Raw genomic sequence first — 16,268 nt, 5'->3', positions numbered from 1 at the left:
ACATTTCAAATAATTAGACTTAATATCCTAATTATTTGAAATTGGGGCTTGCTTATAGTAGAAAACGTGCGAAAACAAGCAAAGAGCTGCATACAAGACGCCCCCAACAAACCTACCAAAAACCGGTAGCTTCGTTGGGGGCGTCTTGTATTACGCTCTTTAAGCGCTTGTTTTCGCACTATAAAAGAAAAAACCCATCCGGGGGAGGATAGGTTTTACACATAGGAGTAGGCATTTTCGTGATGGGGTTCACGAAAATATTAATTTTATTTTGGAGGAGTAAAATGAAAAAGCTTACTTAAATATTTATCTAATAAATATTAAGCTATGAGTACAATATAAAGCGAAATTGTGAAGAAAGTGTGAACATAGCATAACAAATAAGTAACTGAAACGACTTAAAAATTAGTTAACCCCATAACTAATTTGTGGACTGCATGTAGACCAATTGATCCATGGAGATTTTTTTATGCAACTCACCGATAAGTTCCGGTGACAGTTGTTCTTGCTTACCGGCGGTTTGGACGTAGGTGTACTCAAACTGGAAGGCCATAATGAACAATTCGTTTTCGAGCTCGGCCGTTGTTGTTGACTGGTTGAAGCGATTATGACGCACGGTGTAATAGTGCCGAATCACGTTAACTTCTTGCTGATTTTCATCAGTTTCGATGCTATCAAGAAAGGCTGTCACCGTGTTAAATCCGGTTTGTTCCAATTTAGCGATATTAGACCAATACTGCGATTTCACCGTTGAACTTTGGAATTGACGACGAACTTCTCGGCGCTGTTGACGGGTCAAAGTGTGACGAACTTCTCTTCGTTGATGGTGATCTAGGTTATGGCGATGATTGGTAGGATGATTTGATGCTTGATCTGTTTGAATTAATTGCTGCCGTTGGTCCGTAGTTACTGGTAATGCGAGTTGACCATCAGGATGCCGAGTGGTTAGTTCTTGCATCATTTGCTGTTTAGCTTTCTTTTTAGCGGCAATCGTTTGCGACAGTTGTTTGTGGTAACGCTTCTTGGCCTGATGTGGAAACAGCCGGAAGGTGACTAACCGGAACCAGAGTGTGAGGCGGGCAAATGGGTTGAGAAAGGCAAATTGAACTTGCATCAGTTGCATCCGATCATACTGCCAACCAATTTGAGCCTCCACATCACCTGCGTCGATCAATTCAAAGATGGCCGCGTGTTCGGCATTTTCGGCTAGTTGCAAGAGCTTATGCACCTGCTTGGAGTCGGCGGTACTTCGAAGTTCATTCTTTTGGCTACTGAGAACTTCAATGACGGGATTTAACGCGGTACTATCAGCCTCAGTTTGTTTGAGTTGTGTAATGGCGAAATTCACCATTCGAACCAGCTGATCGTTGAATTCTTCTTGAGTAAACGCTTCTTGTTTCTTAGGTAACAGTAACGGCAAAATTAACGTTGGCACGAGAAGGCTTAGTAAAATTACGATCCCAGCAACGAATATCAGGGCCGTCCGGAATGGAAATACGTGGCCGTTTAACGTCAATGGGAGGGAGAACGCCATCGCTAGGGTGATCGTCCCGTGGACGCCGCTAAGCGATAAAATCAGGCCATCTTTAAGGCGCGTTTCCTTGGATTTTAAATCCACCAAGTTCAACTGGCACCAGACGAAGCGGAGGATGCCCATTAGGAGGTACAAGCCAACCGCAATCATCACTAACAAGGGGAGGTGTTTCGAATCAGAATGAGATAAGTTAGCCCAGACGCTTGGCATCGCTTCACCTAATAAGACGAAAACGAATCCGTTAAGCAGATTAGTGAGTACCTCCCAAGTCGTTGTTGTCACTACTTGGGTCTGGGTTGACGTTAACCGTAAACGCCGTTGCTGAATCCCGTGGATGATCCCGGTAGCAACAACCGCTAAGATGCCAGAAACGCCAAGGTGCTCAGCCGCAAGGTAAACGATGAACGGGGTAAGTAAGTTGAAAGGTAAGATGACGGCAATGGCGTCCAGCCCCCGACGTTGAAAGTAGAGTCGCAGGAGCACGATAGCGCCACCCAAAATGATGCCGACCAAGATCCCGCCGAGAAAGACGATCAGGAAGTGCTCGATCCCTTGGCCAAGTGAGAAATGGCCGGTACTAAAAGCAGTTAGCGCCAGATCCAGCGCCACGATCCCGGAAGCATCGTTAAAGAGGGATTCATTTTCAAGCGCGCCCAAGACGGGTTCGGGCATGTCGATCCCCGTTGTGATAGAAGAAACGGCAACGGCGTCGGTGGGGGTCACAATTGCCGCGAGTCCGAAAGCCAGTGCCAACGGAATGGCAGGCCACATCGCATGACTTAATAAGCCGCCGCCGATAATGGTAACGAGTGCCAGAACGACCGCTAACGATAATGTGGACCGAATGTTTTTCTTTAAAACGTGGTAATCCGTGCTCTGACCGTCGTTAAACATCAGCGGTGCAATGATGACGAGCAGAAAAATTTCTGGTTCAAGCTGAAAATGACCGAAAGTCGGCAGCAGAGACAAAACCAGCCCAGCCCCGATTTGGTAAAATGCGAGTGGAATCTTTGGATAAATGGCATAAACAATGTTAGCAGCGATGGCTGCGACAACTAGTAATACGACCATGAAGAAAACAAACACGGTGAATCACTCCCCCAAGCTAAGATAGTTAAATTTTACTCCATTATGAAGCGAATATGAACTAGTAGTGGCGAAACGTCGCGGCTTGCGGCTTCTTTAAGGAATAAGTAATTAATAAACAAAGCTGTAGCTAAATTTTCACTTGATAAGTAAAACAAGCTTATCCGGATAAATTCAGTTATTAATTTTATAAACCTACACAAAGTAAAACCGGTATAAATGCCTGTTTAATAGTATTTATAGCGAAAATAATATCACACATTACATCTTTTTTCACAAGCTAAAAAATATAAAAGGCAACTTGAATAATTCTGTGAATGTGGTATGATAAGAGTGTTCATTATGATGTGTTGGGGACGGAGTAATGAATGGTTTAAACTTAGTTTTATGTTTGTCGCTAGGGGAAAGCGAAATGAAGGAAGTGCTTAAATATGATTAACTTATATGTTGCACCAAGTAGCGCATCTAGTCGTAAAGCTCGTGCATGGTTAGAAGACCATCACATCCCATTTAAGGAACGTAATATTAAATCAAACCCGTTAAACGCGGACGAAGTGAAGCAGATCCTTCGATTGACTGAAAACGGGAGTGAAGATATTATCTCAACTCGGTCAAACGTGTTTAAAAAGTTGAACGTGGAACTCGACGATTTATCAGTCAGTGAGCTGGTAAAGTTAGTTGTTGAATATCCAGACTTGATCAAGCGCCCAATTATCTTTGATGACAAGCGTTTGGAAGTCGGCTACAACGAAGAAGAGATTCGTCGCTTCTTACCACGCAACGTCCGGGTAGCAGAATTGCGTAATTTGGAAGCTCAATTAAGTTCATAAATTAGTGGAAGAGGCTGTAAAGGCCTCTTTTTTGTAGAGTGCGGAAAACAGCGTTCAGAGAGCATAGTGTAAGGGCCAACCCAATGAAGCTACCGGTTTTTGGTAGGTTTGTTGGGTTGGCCCTTACATGTAGCTCTCTGCTGTTTTCCGCACGTTTCGGCGCAGTAGCCAACAAAGCGATAAAGTAGGCAATTCCACAATGCCGCCCAAAAAAGCAAAACGAAAAATCAAAATCGGCGCCGAAAACAAAGTAATCGCAATGAGCGACGCCAAAAGCATTCGATAACAGATCAGTGGTTGGGTTTAGCTGAGACGCCGTTATATGCAGCTCTTTGCTTTTCTCCGCACGTTTCGGCGCAGTAGCCGACAAACAACAAAGTAGGCAGCCCCACAATGCTGCCAAAAAACAAAACGAAAAATCAAAAGTGGCGCCGAAAACAAAGTAATCGCAATGAGCGACACCAAAAGCATTCGATAGCAGAACTGTGATGAGTGCTACTTGTTTTGAGAGCCCTTCCTATAACTAGTAAAACCTACCCAATTCAAAACAAGCCAAAAAACGGCCATTCCGGCATTTAAAAACCACCTCCACAAATAGGTCACCCAAACAAAACAAACGCCCCAACAGGCCACTAAAGTAGTCCTGTTGGGGCGTTTTGACGTCAATACGACTTATTATCTTCTAAGTTAGAAAAATGACAGTTGCTGAAATTCGGTTTTCTTAACCGCGGATGGCCGGTACTCTTCGTAGCGCTTCGCCAGTTCCGGGTGATCCAGCTGAATTAGGGTGGAGGTGATCAATTGACGGATGGTCAACGTGTCAATCTGTGCGTAGCCGGCAATCTGGGCGAGAACCAGGGCGTTAATGCGTCGAATAAGCCGGTCATCGTGAGTTAAATGATTGAGACTACGTAAGATCTTACGCGCGTCAAAAACGGCTTTTTTACCGTTCTTTTTCTCCACAAAGCGAACCGTAATTTGAATGTGTGATTGTTGCGGTTTTTGTTTGTTCACGATGAGCACTTCTCCTTTTAGTCAATATGTTTATCCTAGAACATCTGTTTGAAAAAAGCAACTAGATATAGCGCGACTTAATAAATTCACGCAAGATGTGGTAGTAGTGGGGCGAAATGAAGTAACGCTAAGTTAGGCGTTAACAAGGGGATGTGCAGCTGCCAAAATTCGATTAGAGAATCCTTGGCGGTAAATTTATTAGTTAATGGTGCTTACTACATTAGAGTACAGTTACTTATGATGTTTAGCAAGGGAAAAGCTTGGGTGGTGAGTTGGGTGATGCGCGCAATCCCTAGCCAATTAACGGTTATACCATCATTTAAATATAATATTGAAGTCATGATATAAAAAAGAAGCCAACGACCAGTTTAGGTCATTAGCTTCAGGGAATTGTTCAATTTTAACGTTAAATTAGTCGTCTAAGTCAGTGACGTGAGCAGCGCCAACGTAGTGCCACCATGGGGCTTTAACGTTTTCGGTGATCACACCGCGGTTTTGAGCATCGATCATCTTACCCTTACCAACGTACAAACCAACGTGGCTGATACCCCAAACACTGCTACCGAAGAAGACCAAGTCACCCTTTTGGGCGTTCTTGTAGCTAACGTGTTCGTACTTGTTGTATTGAGCTTGGGCAGTCCGTGGTAACGTGGTTGAAGCGCCCTTCTTGTAAACGTATGACGTAAAGCCAGAGCAATCAAATGCTGAAGGACCAGTAGCACCGTAAACGTAACGCTTGCCTAATTGTTGCTTGGCAACTTTGTAGATGCTTGAGTATGAAGCATCCGTATCTGCACTTGCAGTAGTTGGTTGAACCAAGTTAGTAGTAACAGTGAACCCTAAAACTGCAATTGCAGTAACAGCTAATTTAACAAACCAATTTTTCATATCGAACAACAATCCCCTTATTTTTCGTGTTTTTTAAATTTCATTTTAATATCTTAATCAATTGAACGAGACTAAGTGTATCAATTGTAAGTTACAAACGTGTTTCAACGGGTTGTCGATTCGGTTAACGAAATTTGCTAGATTGTAATTTTGAGGTTGTTTTTGGTTTGTGAAGTTGGTGATAAGCTTGGTATATCAAGGTTTAATGAAATATTTCAGAATTGTAACAAAACGGGGTTAAACCGTGAAATAAATCGGAAAAAACCGCCCTTTTTTTCAAAAAAGAGCGGTTTCAGGTCATCAATCGAGAATTTTTGAGGTCATTTATAGAGAATATTGCGTTAAATCTTCGGTATTGATCGGGTAGTGTGTATAGGTCAAATGGGTGACATCGAGGACACTAATATAGTGGGTAAAGTTATGGTTGGTAACGCCCGGCCGAACCTCTTTGCGAGGAATCACAACCTGTTTTAGAGTTTCAAGCGCCTGCTTGGTTGCGAGTTCACCAGTTTCAGGTGTTGGGCGCCCCAAGCAATTAATTGCTGTTCTAATGAAGCGATCGGTTGGAATTGGACCGTCGGGAAGGGGCTTTTGGTCTCGTAACCAGTCCGTAGCCGCGTCAGTAAGCCGGTCAGAGCCGAGGTAACGGGATAAGCGCGCAAGATGGTCAGGGAGTGTTGGCGTATTCGTTAAAACGTGGACGGGGTCACCTTGAAAGTGCAGCCCGAGTTCAGTGGGTTCTAGCACGGCAGTTCGGCCGGTCGCATCGGCTAAAATCCAGTGAAAGGGGTAAATCTTATTTTCGGCGTACCAAATGTGGCTCACCAACGCAACGTTAGGTAAGTCCCGTTCAACGTCCGCAATCGTTTCGTGGTTACTGAGCACCCATAAAATGAAATCTTGGGGCGTTAAGTTAATCATCTTAGGTTGTACATCATCGTAATAGTGGGTGCGGTTGGGGAAGTAAAGTTCCGCACAACTAAGCCCTGCGGCATTTAAGCCATCGCCAAATAAATGGTGATGATTCAGATGTCGTGCAGCTCCGATGATGTCAAATTGAGTCGTTTGTGGTTTACCAAAGAACGGTTGCCAGCGGGTACCGGCAGATAAGCGGGTCGGCGTCCACGGATCAACGTTTGGAAAATCCATGGTCCGGGCTAAAACGGTGGTGTGATCAGTAGCGGTAAGGGTGAGACTAGTGCACATAAGGCGCGCCTCCTTTATGAATTAGTTCTATTATAGGTCCGGAAAAGATTTTAACCTAAAGACTTGTTTTTACCCGAGGCTTCCTTTAATCTTAATGGTGAATCAAATGCGGGCAAAGGGGATATCAACATGCAATCGGCTTGGAATTTAATCGGGATGGGGCTCTGGCTCCTATTAGTGGTCTATTTAGTTTGGATGGTTCACGATATGCGTGTGCGTCGCATTAAATTGATCGTTGAAGAAAAGCGGTCGTTTTCACGACAGAATTTAACGAAATCAACAATCGAGTTGGTGATTTTCTTACTAGCACTTTGGGGAATGGGATACGCAACGTTGTTCCAAGACGTTAGCAAGCTCGATACGAATCGCGTTACGGTGGCCTACAAGTACAAGCCATTAGTGTTGGACACCAGTGCTTCGAGTCGTTCGTCTTACGTGTCAGTTAAGACGGGGAACGGTCGCAAACCAGTTCAGTTCTACACCTACTACACGGCGGGTGAAAAGGACCGGGTTTCTAGCAACAGTGCGACAATTTCAGTTGGAACGCACCCGATCAACGTGGCGGCTTCCGCTTATAAGTGGGATCAAACCAAGGTTAAACAGATGGATGCGCAACACCAAAGCGCTTGGGTCGGTGTTGTTGAAACCACCTACAAGAAAACCTTCCTAAACGGCATCGGCCTACACGCCGGCCGCTTGGCCAACCGTTTCACGTTGATTCGGATTCCGGATCATTCGTTTATCAAACAAACTGCGGATACTGATGAACAGTAGCCAATTTTAAAGGCACTAACGCCATTGCGATTTATCGCGATGGTGTTAGTGCCTTTTTTGTTTACGTTTGTGTTTAGCGTAAGTGTGCGGAGCGAGACGGGTTGAGAGCAGTGTGCAAGGCGACATCGGTGAAGGCGCCCGGGTCTGGCGGGTTTACCGATGTCGCCTTGCATGCAGCTCTCAGTCTCGCGCAGCACCATTCGGCGCGGTGGCCAGAAAGCACGTGGTTGACAAGTTCCTGCAATGTCAGGAACCCTAGAAATGACAGTTTAAATGGCGCCGAATTTTGTGGCCTGAGAGCGCCGGTTTTCGTGCGGCTTTGGCGAGCGAAGCGACGACAAACAGCCGACACTCAAATCGCACCCAACACTTACGCTGGACACAAACGAACCCGCTCTCCATAACAGAGAGCGGGTTCCAGTTAATCATCATCTTAAGCCCGGTTCGTTTTGTGGAGCTGGGTTGTTCGGCGATTGCGGTCAATTGCGAAGCGAAGTTAATTAGGAAATGAGCGAAGTGCTCAATTGAAATGGTTTGGGGGTCCGCAACCGCCTGGCCTCTATTATACGCAGATTAACCGCGAATGTTAAGGCGAGCGACCGCCAACTTAAAAACGGTTAGGCGTAGTCGTTAGGATCGACTTGCTTAGGACCGTAGTCATCCATATCAGTATCGCGATAGTCCCACCATTCGTTTTCGTAGCCGACAAAACCGGCTTCGGTCATGGCTTGCAGCAAAATCTGGTAGTGTTTTTCTTGTTCAGGGGTTCGTGGATAGTCACGAACGGCTTTACCAGTGAAATCGTCAAAGCCGGACTGCATCTCGACATCGTTACCGTCCATGTCCGTTAGGGTCAGATCAAAGGTCACGCCTTTTTGATGAGAGTAGTTCGGATTGGGCTTGGCGACCCAGGTTGGGTCAGAGACTACTTCGAAGAGTTTGGCCTGAGCGGTTACGGGACGAAAGGCGTCCCAAACTTTGAGTCGGTAGCCTTGTTGCTTCAGTAATCCGCTCGCAACGCCCAGTTTCTTAGCGGTACCTTCGCGAGCCACCGCCGTCTTAAAATCATAAATCACCCGGCCAGTAAAGTTATCGGGGGTGGCGTACTTTAAATCAACAATAATCTCGGGATCGACACTTTGAACGTTTAAAAATCCTGCATCTGCTTCAACCATTAAGTTTGACGCTCCTTTCAAAGGGAACCTGTTGAGAAATTGGGGTCGGTACGGTCAGGAAGGGCGTGATTTTCGGCCCAATTTATCGCACGTAATGACCCGCTACCAATTAATGACCTCAGTATACCGTTTATGAGCTGGATTTGGAACTGGAGACGCTAGAAATTTTGGCGGGTGAAAAAACGTTGACAATCCGGGAAATAACGCTTGATTTAGCTTGTTGATTTAACTTGGAAACCGACTAACAGTGGCTAAAAATCCATGATTTGTCACGTTTATTATCGTTTACTTATCTAAATAATCAAATTTAACTAAAAAAGTTCAAACAATCTTCATAGAATGGTTAACAATTCCCGATAAACTAAAAGTGTTAAAGAATAGTAGTAAGGAGATGAGAACAATGCAAGCACCTAACAGTCAACCTAAAAAACGGTTTAAGATGCCGTCCGCGTTTACGATTTTATTTATCATTATCGCTTTGGTTGCCGTGTTGACCTGGATCATTCCGGCCGGGCAGTACGCGACCGATAAGGCTGGCAATATCATTGCCCATACGTACAAGTCAGTGTCGTCTAATCCTCAAGGTATTTGGGACATCTTCATGGCTCCGGTATACGGCATGGTTGGGAACGACCATACGGAAGGTGCCATTTCTATCTCGCTATTTATTCTCGTTATTGGTGGTTTCTTGGGTGTTGTGAATAAGACCAAAGCTCTGGACGACGGCATCGGTGCCGTGGTTCGTAAATACAAAGGTAAGGAAAAAATGCTGATTCCGATTCTGATGATCCTCTTCGCGTTAGGTGGATCAACATATGGGATGGCAGAAGAAACAATCGCGTTTTACCCACTGTTAATTCCGGTAATGATTGGGGTGGGGTTTGACTCACTCACAGCCGTTGCCATCATCTTGGTGGGGTCACAAATTGGCTGTCTGGCGTCAACGGTGAACCCGTTCGCAACTGGGGTGGCCTCTCAAACCATGAATTTATCCATGGGTGAAGGGCTGCTACCACGGCTGTTATTACTGGTGATCGCGTTAGCCGTTGGAATCTGGTACGTTTACCGCTACGCGTCTAAGATTGAAAAGGATCCAAGCAAGTCCGCTATCTATGAACAACGTCAAGAAGACTTAGACCGGTTCGCGGTGACGGACAGTGACGAAAACGTTGGCATGACTGGTCGTCAAAAGGGTGTGTTATGGCTCTTCGGTGGCACTTTTATCCTGATGATCGTTGGGCTGATTCCTTGGAGCACGATCAACGACAAATGGACCTTCTTTGAAAGCGCAACCAAGTGGCTGACGGGGATTCCCGTACTGGGTAACCTGTTTGGGAGCGACGCAGTAACGTTGGGCGACTGGTATTTCTCAGAAATTACGATGCTGTTTCTACTGATGGCAGTTGTGATCATGTTTGTATACAAGATGAAGGAAACGGAATTCATCAACGCCTTTATGGGCGGGATGGCAGAATTCCTGAGCGTAGCCATTATCGTGGCGGTTGCTCGTGGGATCCAAGTAGTGATGAACGATGGGCTGATTACCGACACCGTGTTACACTGGGGCGAAATGGGGCTCAAGGGCCTGTCCGAAAGTGTCTTCATCATCATCACTTACATTTTCTACATTCCAATGTCCTTCCTGATTCCATCGACTTCCGGTTTAGCTTCGGCAACGATGGGTATCATTGGGCCAATGGGTAAGTTTGCGGGCGTTGACGGTAGCGTGGTTATCACAGCCTACCAAGCAGCGTCTGGCTGGGTAAACTTGATCACCCCAACTTCCGGCGTGGTGATGGGTGCCTTGGCAATTGCCCACATCGGCATCGGTACTTGGTGGAAGTGGATCGCTAAACTGATGATTTACCTCTTCATTACAAGCTGTATCTTCTTAGGGGTTCTGGCAATCTTGTAGTTGCGGCATAAAAGAGAATTGAGTACGGTGGGTCGAAGGTTGGTGAAACCCTCGACCCTTTTGGTGAAAGACTAAGGAGGACTCGTCATGAAAACCTACATTACGAAGCAACATCAAGCAGACGCAGTGAAGGCGTTGGAACGCTTAGTTAAGCACCCCTCGTATTTGGCTACCGCAGCGCCCGGCGCGCCCTTTGGCGTTGGGGTTCGGGCGGCGCTAGATGAAATGATGATACTGTGCGATGAGCTGGGGTTTAAGACCTACACGGATCCGGATGGCAATTACGGCTACGCGGAAGTGGGTGAAGGTGATGACATTTTTGGCATCCTGGGCCACGTTGACGTGGTGCCAGCCGGTGATGTGGCTGATTGGGCGACTGATCCGTATCAAGCGGTGGTTAAAGACGGTGTAATCCACGGCCGGGGCGTTCAAGATGATAAGGGGCCGTCAGTGGCGGCACTGTTTGCGGTGAAGGCGTTGATGGACGCTGGTGTGACGTTCAAGGAACGGGTACGGTTTATTTTCGGCACGGATGAGGAAAATCTATGGCGGGGTATCGCGGTTTACACCGAAAAGGAAGCGCAAATCACCCACGGTATCGCGCCAGATTCGAAATTTCCGGTAACTTACGCGGAAAAAGGGCTGCAGCAAGCTTACCTGATTGGCCCGGGAACGACTGACTTTAGTCTTGAGCTGGACCAGCCGTTTAACGCGGTGCCTGCGAAAGCAGCGTATGATGGACCGAAGTTAGCGGAAGTGACGCAAGCACTGGATGACTTTGGGTTTGCGTACGAGACGACTGATACTGGTATTGTGGTGACAGGAAAGGCGATTCATGCCATGTTGGCGCCGGAAGGGACTAACGCTGTGTTGCGGTTAGCAATGGCGTTGGACAAGGTGTTCCCGGATGGCCCGCTTAGTTTGATTGGGCAGTGCTTTAAGGAAGATGCAACGGGCGCCAACCTGTTGGGCGATATTTCGGATGACGCCTCGGGGCATTTGACGATCAACCTTTCCGGCATCAAGGTCACGCCGGACGAAACCCGGATTCAACTGGACATGCGGGTGCCGGTAACGGTGAACCACAAGGCGCTGTTGACGCAATTACAAGAAGCGGTTGGCAAATACGGTTTGCACTACGAAGACTTCGACTACCTCGCACCGCTCTACGTGCCACGGGATAGTGCGTTGGTTGAAACCTTGATGGGTGTCTACCAAGATGTGACCGGTGACCAGACACCGCCACAAGTATCAGGGGGTGCCACTTATGCGCGGACGATGCACCAGTGCGTAGCCTTTGGTGCGATGCTGCCTGAGGTACCGGATTATATGCATCAGGTGGATGAACAGTGGGAATTGGCGAAGATGTATGAAGCGATGACGATTTATGCGGAGGCGATTGGGAGAATTGCTGGGAATGTGGAGTGAGGGGAGTTCGCAAAAGGCGAGATTGGTAAGTATGGAACGGACTTCTTAACTCGAAATTAATGAAGCAGTTTATTCAATTTAGAAACTGTTAGCTAGCTTAAACGTGGCCCCAAAAGCAGTCGCCGGCCATATAAGCAACTAAAAATAGGTACGACCACGAACCGGCCGTACCTATTTTTAGTTGCTTATATTCTGGAGACTAACCGCTTTTGGGGCCACTCTAATCCGGAAACTTGTCATCCAAATAGACCCCAATATCCTCAACAAATAATTTTCCAGTATACTGTTCCCCACGCGGCGTCACAAACCCCTGCTTGGCATACGCAAAGGTGCTAGTGGCTGTTGCCTTAACGGTGGCGCCCTGAGGCTCACCTGTATCAGCGTTAAGTCCGGATGGCACGTCAACGCTTAAAATCGGTGTGCCAGTCGCGTTCATGGCGTTGATCCAGTCGGCGAATTTGCCGGTGACGGGCCGGTCTAAGCCGATTCCGAAGATGGCATCGACAATTGTTGTATAGCCGTCCATCGCGGTGGTGGCTGGCACAACTGGAATGTGATAGTAGGTCAGGGCGTGAAGTTGCTGGCCGGTTTCGGTAGAGGTTCGGTTAGCGTCACCCGTTAACATTACGGTGACGGGCACGTGGCGGGCGTGCAATAGTCGGGCGATGGCGAGGCCATCACCACCATTGTTGCCGGTACCAGCAACAATGAGCACGTGGGTCAAATCGAAGTCGCCGTCTAAGAGACGTTGAGTCGCACCAAGCGCAGCGCGTTCCATGAGCACCATTGATGGGATGCCAATCGTTTGGATGGTATGTTGATCAGCTTCGCGAGCTTCAGCAATCGTAACGGTTTTTGACATATTGAGCACTTCCTTATCGTAGTTGTTATCTGAATCGTAGTGCAGAAGTGGGTGAGTGTCAAAGAAAGGGGTGTTGTCAAAATTACGGGTAACAGAAAATGACGTGTTTTAGCGATGTTGCTGTGTTTGTGTCCAGCGTAAGTGTGCGGAGCGAGACGGGTTGAGAGCAGTGTGCAAGGTAACATCGGTGAAGGCGCCCGGGCCTGGCGGGTTTACCGATGTTACCTTGCATGCAGCTCTCAGTCTCGCGCAGCACCATTCGGCGTGGTGGCCAGAAAGCGCGTGGTTGACAAGTTCCTACATCTTCAGGAACCCTGGAAATAACAGTTTAAGTGGCGCCGAATTTTGTAACCTGAGAGCGCCGGTTTTCGTGCGGCTTTGGCAAGCGAAGCGATGACAAACAGCCAACACCCAAATCACACCCAACGCTTACGTTGGACACAAGCGAAAACAAAAAGCTCCGGAGAGAATACACACACTCCAGAGCTTTCTTAACGTATTAATGGTCTTTTTTCATGCCCTGTGACGAAATGCGATCATTTCTCAACGGGGTTTGGTGCCGGTCAGACAACACGACCTTCGAAATATCGAAGAGTTCATCGCCCAATTGGTTGATGTTGACGCCGTTTAAGTCTGATTCAAAGGAGTGCCACCAGTCGTTGAACTGCTTGAGACCGTAGTCCAAGAGTTTTTCACCCTCGGAAGTCAGCGTCAGTTCCTTGACCCGCTTATCACGTGCGGAACTCTCCTTGTTGATCAGTTGTAGCTTGGTGAGATGCTTGACCATGCGCGTCATGAGCCCTTCATCAACCGCTAACGTTGTTGCTGCTTGCCGTTGACTGATGGGGTGGCTTTCCATGATCAACACCATCAGATACATTTCGGTAATGTTTACGGGAAGGTCGTCCTTCAATAACAACTGATTCATGTCCCGTTGTAATTGCCGGTGCAGGATGGCGTTGTAGGTTGCTAACGTCAGATAGTCATTTGCTGGTTGTTCCATAAAACTTCACCTCGATCGCCCTAAGATAGTTGACAATTAAAGTATAATCGGTTTTCGGGCGTTTGAATACCTTTAGTTAGTCAATTTTTAGGATTTTTGCAATGGCGGCGGGCATTTCGGCCGGTTGCACCGTCATATCGTGACGAACAGGGGCGTCAAATAGCGTCGTGATCGCCTTTGGTAATGGCACGTTGATCAAGCCTTGCAGCTTTTGAACGGCATCAAGGCCGTCGACGTCTTCGTTGTGATCCTCGATAGCCGTCAATACAGCGTTCGGGAACTTGTATGGGCTGGCCGTTGAAACAATCACCATTGGGTGCGTGTCGCCGGTCTTTTGCCGGTAACCGTCAGCGACCGCCTTCGCAATCGCCGTGTGAGGATCGATGGCGAACTTGGTTTCGTCAAATACCGTAGCGATGGCCTGCTTATCATCATCGCCAGAAGCGAAGCCAGCTGAGAAGGTTGCGCCTAATTGTGCCAAAATTTCAGAGGTCACTTGGTAGCTACCGTTGGCTTCTAAATCATGCATGTAAGCGGCCGTTTGGTCGGCGTTGTCGCCCGTCGCGTGGAAGATGAGCCGTTCCAAATTGCTGGAGACCAGAATATCCATCGATGGGGACGTGGTGGTGAAAAATGGCCGTTGCCGGTCGTATTTGCCAGTTGCGAAGAAGTCCGTTAAGACGTTGTTTTGGTTTGAGGCACAAATCAAGCGGTTAACGGGGAGGCCCAGTTGCTTGGCGTAGTAACCGGCAAGGATGTCGCCGAAGTTCCCGGTTGGCACGCTAAAGTTGATGGTGTCGCCGTTCTTGATGGCACCTTGCTTAATCAGTTGGCCGTAAGCGTAGAAGTAGTAGGCCACTTGTGGCACGAGGCGGCCGATGTTGATCGAGTTAGCGGATGAGAACTGGTAGTCGTGGTCCGCCAGTTGTTGCATGAAGGCCTTGTCGTTGAAAATCTCCTTCACGTTGGTTTGCGCTTGGTCGAAGTTGCCGTTGATAGCAACCACGTAGGTGTTTTCGCCAACCTGGGTGATCATTTGTTGCTTCTGGATGGCACTAACGCCGTCGTTTGGATAGAAGACGATGATCTTAGTGCCTTCAACGTCAGCAAAGCCCGCCATGGCTGCTTTTCCAGTATCACCAGATGTCGCAGTTAGAATTACGATCTCCTTATTGAAATTGTTCTTCTTAGCCGCCGTCGTCATCAAGTGTGGCAGAATTGAAAGTGCCAAGTCCTTGAAGGCGATGGTTGAGCCGTGGAACAGCTCCAGGTAGAAGTCGTCACCGTGATGGCTAACGGGGGCAATTTGAGGATCATCGAATTTGTCATCATAGGCGGCGTTCACGCAAGCGCGGAGCTCGTCGTCGGTATAGTCGGTTAAAAATGCTTTGAGGACCTTGAAGGCCACGTCTTGGTAGCTCAGGTTTGGCAGTTGGGCCAAATCAAGGTCAAGTTGAGGGGCTTCGGTCGGTACGTACAGGCCGCCGTCTGGGCTCAGCCCCTGTAAGATTGCTTGAGATGCAGTAAGGGCGTTATCTTTAGCGCCGCGAGTACTCCGGTATAAGAGTGTCATGTTATCCTCCTTGGTGGGTGGTCATCAGTTATTGTAACTAGTTTAACTGATTTGATGAGGATTTGCAGTGAAGTTTCTAATTTTTCTGGGAAATTGTTGTGAGATTGGCCAGTTTTGGGTCGAAATCTGGAAATGCAAAGGTCTTGGCCGCCGTTTTCATCACCAACCGTGCTAAAATGGAAAGAAACGAAACGAGGGATTCAATTGGAAATCGACGTACCAGCAACCATGGCAGAAGTAGAACAAGCCGTCGCCGACCGCCAAGCCGCGGGCGAAACCGTAACGGTGGATGATGTAATCAAGCAAACCGTTAAAGATTCACTGCAGGCCTACCTGGACTATTCTGAAGAGGGCCATTACGATAGCGCAAAGTGGCAAGATGCCGACTTAGCAGTGTTTGACGTCACCAACGACCCCATTGCAACGGTTAAGCCGCAAGGGGAGAGCTTCGTAGCCGACTTCAAACAAAGCCCCGACGCGCTGTTCTTCTACCTCCAAGACGAAGCAATGAAGATCGCTGGCGTACGCTAAATACTTGTTTTCATACAATATTCCGCTTATTATGGGGATGTTGAGCGCCCTTAGTGTAATGGATAGCACGTGAGATTTCGGTCCTTACGATCTCGGTTCGATTCCGAGGGGGCGCATTCAAATAGTTGTAAAAGCCTCTGCAGGTGGTCTGCGGAGGCTTTTATTTTTGAAAATCAGTACTAATGAAGAAAAGCTTTCGAAGGGTTGCGTCAAAGTAAAGATTGATTAATTTTGTACAACACTGTATAAAACTATGTACTGTTAGAAAAAAGTAAAAATATAATAAGTTTCTCTTGAATATTTTTCACAATACACGTAACATTTTCCCTGTGAAGTATGATTCAGGTTTAGGTAGGATTCGTAGGGGGAAACATTATCCTGAATTATTCACCAGAAACTCCAAAATCCCCATCAAACACATGATTCAAGTGCTTGATGGGAATTTTACG

At 47.3% G+C, this 16,268-nt stretch carries 13 protein-coding genes and 1 tRNA gene; 6 read left to right on the top strand and 8 right to left on the bottom strand.

Going from position 1 to position 16,268, the window contains the following annotated elements:
* Window positions 1-421: 421 nt before the first annotated feature.
* On the bottom strand, window positions 422-2,620 hold the full coding sequence (locus tag ACYVR3_RS14955; protein ID WP_461244868.1) for a cation:proton antiporter: 2,199 nt from the start codon (window positions 2,618-2,620) through the stop codon (window positions 422-424).
* Between the two features lie 431 nt (window positions 2,621-3,051).
* Here ACYVR3_RS14955 and spx point away from each other — a divergent pair, with 431 nt between their 5' ends.
* Window positions 3,052-3,450, top strand: coding sequence for a transcriptional regulator Spx (gene spx, locus ACYVR3_RS14950; RefSeq protein ID WP_054732558.1), 399 nt, complete (start codon window positions 3,052-3,054; stop codon window positions 3,448-3,450).
* A gap of 687 nt (window positions 3,451-4,137) precedes the next feature.
* Here the strand turns inward: spx and ACYVR3_RS14945 are convergent.
* The 3 genes from ACYVR3_RS14945 to ACYVR3_RS14935 all read right to left on the bottom strand — a co-directional run bounded on the left by ACYVR3_RS14945 (window position 4,138) and on the right by ACYVR3_RS14935 (window position 6,558).
* Window positions 4,138-4,464 (bottom strand): ATP cone domain-containing protein, encoded by a 327-nt coding sequence (locus tag ACYVR3_RS14945; protein WP_054732564.1) that lies wholly within the window; start codon window positions 4,462-4,464, stop codon window positions 4,138-4,140.
* A 411-nt stretch (window positions 4,465-4,875) separates the two neighbouring features.
* Window positions 4,876-5,352, bottom strand: coding sequence for a C40 family peptidase (locus tag ACYVR3_RS14940; protein ID WP_461244867.1), 477 nt, complete (start codon window positions 5,350-5,352; stop codon window positions 4,876-4,878).
* A gap of 324 nt (window positions 5,353-5,676) precedes the next feature.
* A complete protein-coding gene (locus ACYVR3_RS14935; protein WP_461244866.1) occupies window positions 5,677-6,558 on the bottom strand; it encodes a linear amide C-N hydrolase in 882 nt (293 codons plus the stop codon).
* Between the two features lie 129 nt (window positions 6,559-6,687).
* On the opposite strand from ACYVR3_RS14935, the gene ACYVR3_RS14930 reads away from it, so the two are divergent.
* Window positions 6,688-7,332, top strand: coding sequence for an LVIS_2131 family protein (locus tag ACYVR3_RS14930; protein WP_461244865.1), 645 nt, complete (start codon window positions 6,688-6,690; stop codon window positions 7,330-7,332).
* Between the two features lie 617 nt (window positions 7,333-7,949).
* Here the strand turns inward: ACYVR3_RS14930 and ACYVR3_RS14925 are convergent.
* Window positions 7,950-8,507, bottom strand: coding sequence for a M15 family metallopeptidase (locus ACYVR3_RS14925; protein ID WP_054732577.1), 558 nt, complete (start codon window positions 8,505-8,507; stop codon window positions 7,950-7,952).
* A gap of 400 nt (window positions 8,508-8,907) precedes the next feature.
* Between ACYVR3_RS14925 and ACYVR3_RS14920 the strand changes: the two genes are divergently transcribed.
* The gene (locus ACYVR3_RS14920; protein ID WP_461244864.1) at window positions 8,908-10,422 is read left to right on the top strand and encodes a YfcC family protein; all 1,515 of its coding nucleotides are present in this window, start codon (window positions 8,908-8,910) and stop codon (window positions 10,420-10,422) included.
* Window positions 10,423-10,509: 87 nt separating this feature from the next.
* Complete coding sequence (locus tag ACYVR3_RS14915) at window positions 10,510-11,850, top strand: M20 family metallopeptidase (RefSeq protein ID WP_461244863.1); 1,341 nt, start codon at window positions 10,510-10,512, stop codon at window positions 11,848-11,850.
* 220 nt (window positions 11,851-12,070) lie between these two features.
* Here the strand turns inward: ACYVR3_RS14915 and ACYVR3_RS14910 are convergent, their stop codons facing one another.
* From ACYVR3_RS14910 to thrC, 3 genes are all read right to left on the bottom strand, one after another.
* Window positions 12,071-12,712, bottom strand: a complete 642-nt coding sequence (locus ACYVR3_RS14910) for an NAD(P)H-hydrate epimerase (RefSeq protein ID WP_461244862.1) — start codon at window positions 12,710-12,712, stop codon at window positions 12,071-12,073.
* A gap of 499 nt (window positions 12,713-13,211) precedes the next feature.
* On the bottom strand, window positions 13,212-13,715 hold the full coding sequence (locus tag ACYVR3_RS14905) for a MarR family winged helix-turn-helix transcriptional regulator (RefSeq protein ID WP_461244861.1): 504 nt from the start codon (window positions 13,713-13,715) through the stop codon (window positions 13,212-13,214).
* Window positions 13,716-13,791: 76 nt separating this feature from the next.
* The gene (gene thrC / locus ACYVR3_RS14900; RefSeq protein WP_461244860.1) at window positions 13,792-15,288 is read right to left on the bottom strand and encodes a threonine synthase; all 1,497 of its coding nucleotides are present in this window, start codon (window positions 15,286-15,288) and stop codon (window positions 13,792-13,794) included.
* 204 nt (window positions 15,289-15,492) lie between these two features.
* Here thrC and ACYVR3_RS14895 point away from each other — a divergent pair, with 204 nt between their 5' ends.
* On the top strand, window positions 15,493-15,819 hold the full coding sequence (locus tag ACYVR3_RS14895) for a hypothetical protein (RefSeq protein ID WP_054732590.1): 327 nt from the start codon (window positions 15,493-15,495) through the stop codon (window positions 15,817-15,819).
* A gap of 44 nt (window positions 15,820-15,863) precedes the next feature.
* A tRNA-Arg gene (locus tag ACYVR3_RS14890) sits at window positions 15,864-15,935 on the top strand.
* Window positions 15,936-16,268 lie beyond the last annotated feature (333 nt).

The organism is Secundilactobacillus muriivasis, assembly GCF_054785195.1.
This window is presented reverse-complemented; position numbering and strand designations above follow the sequence as displayed.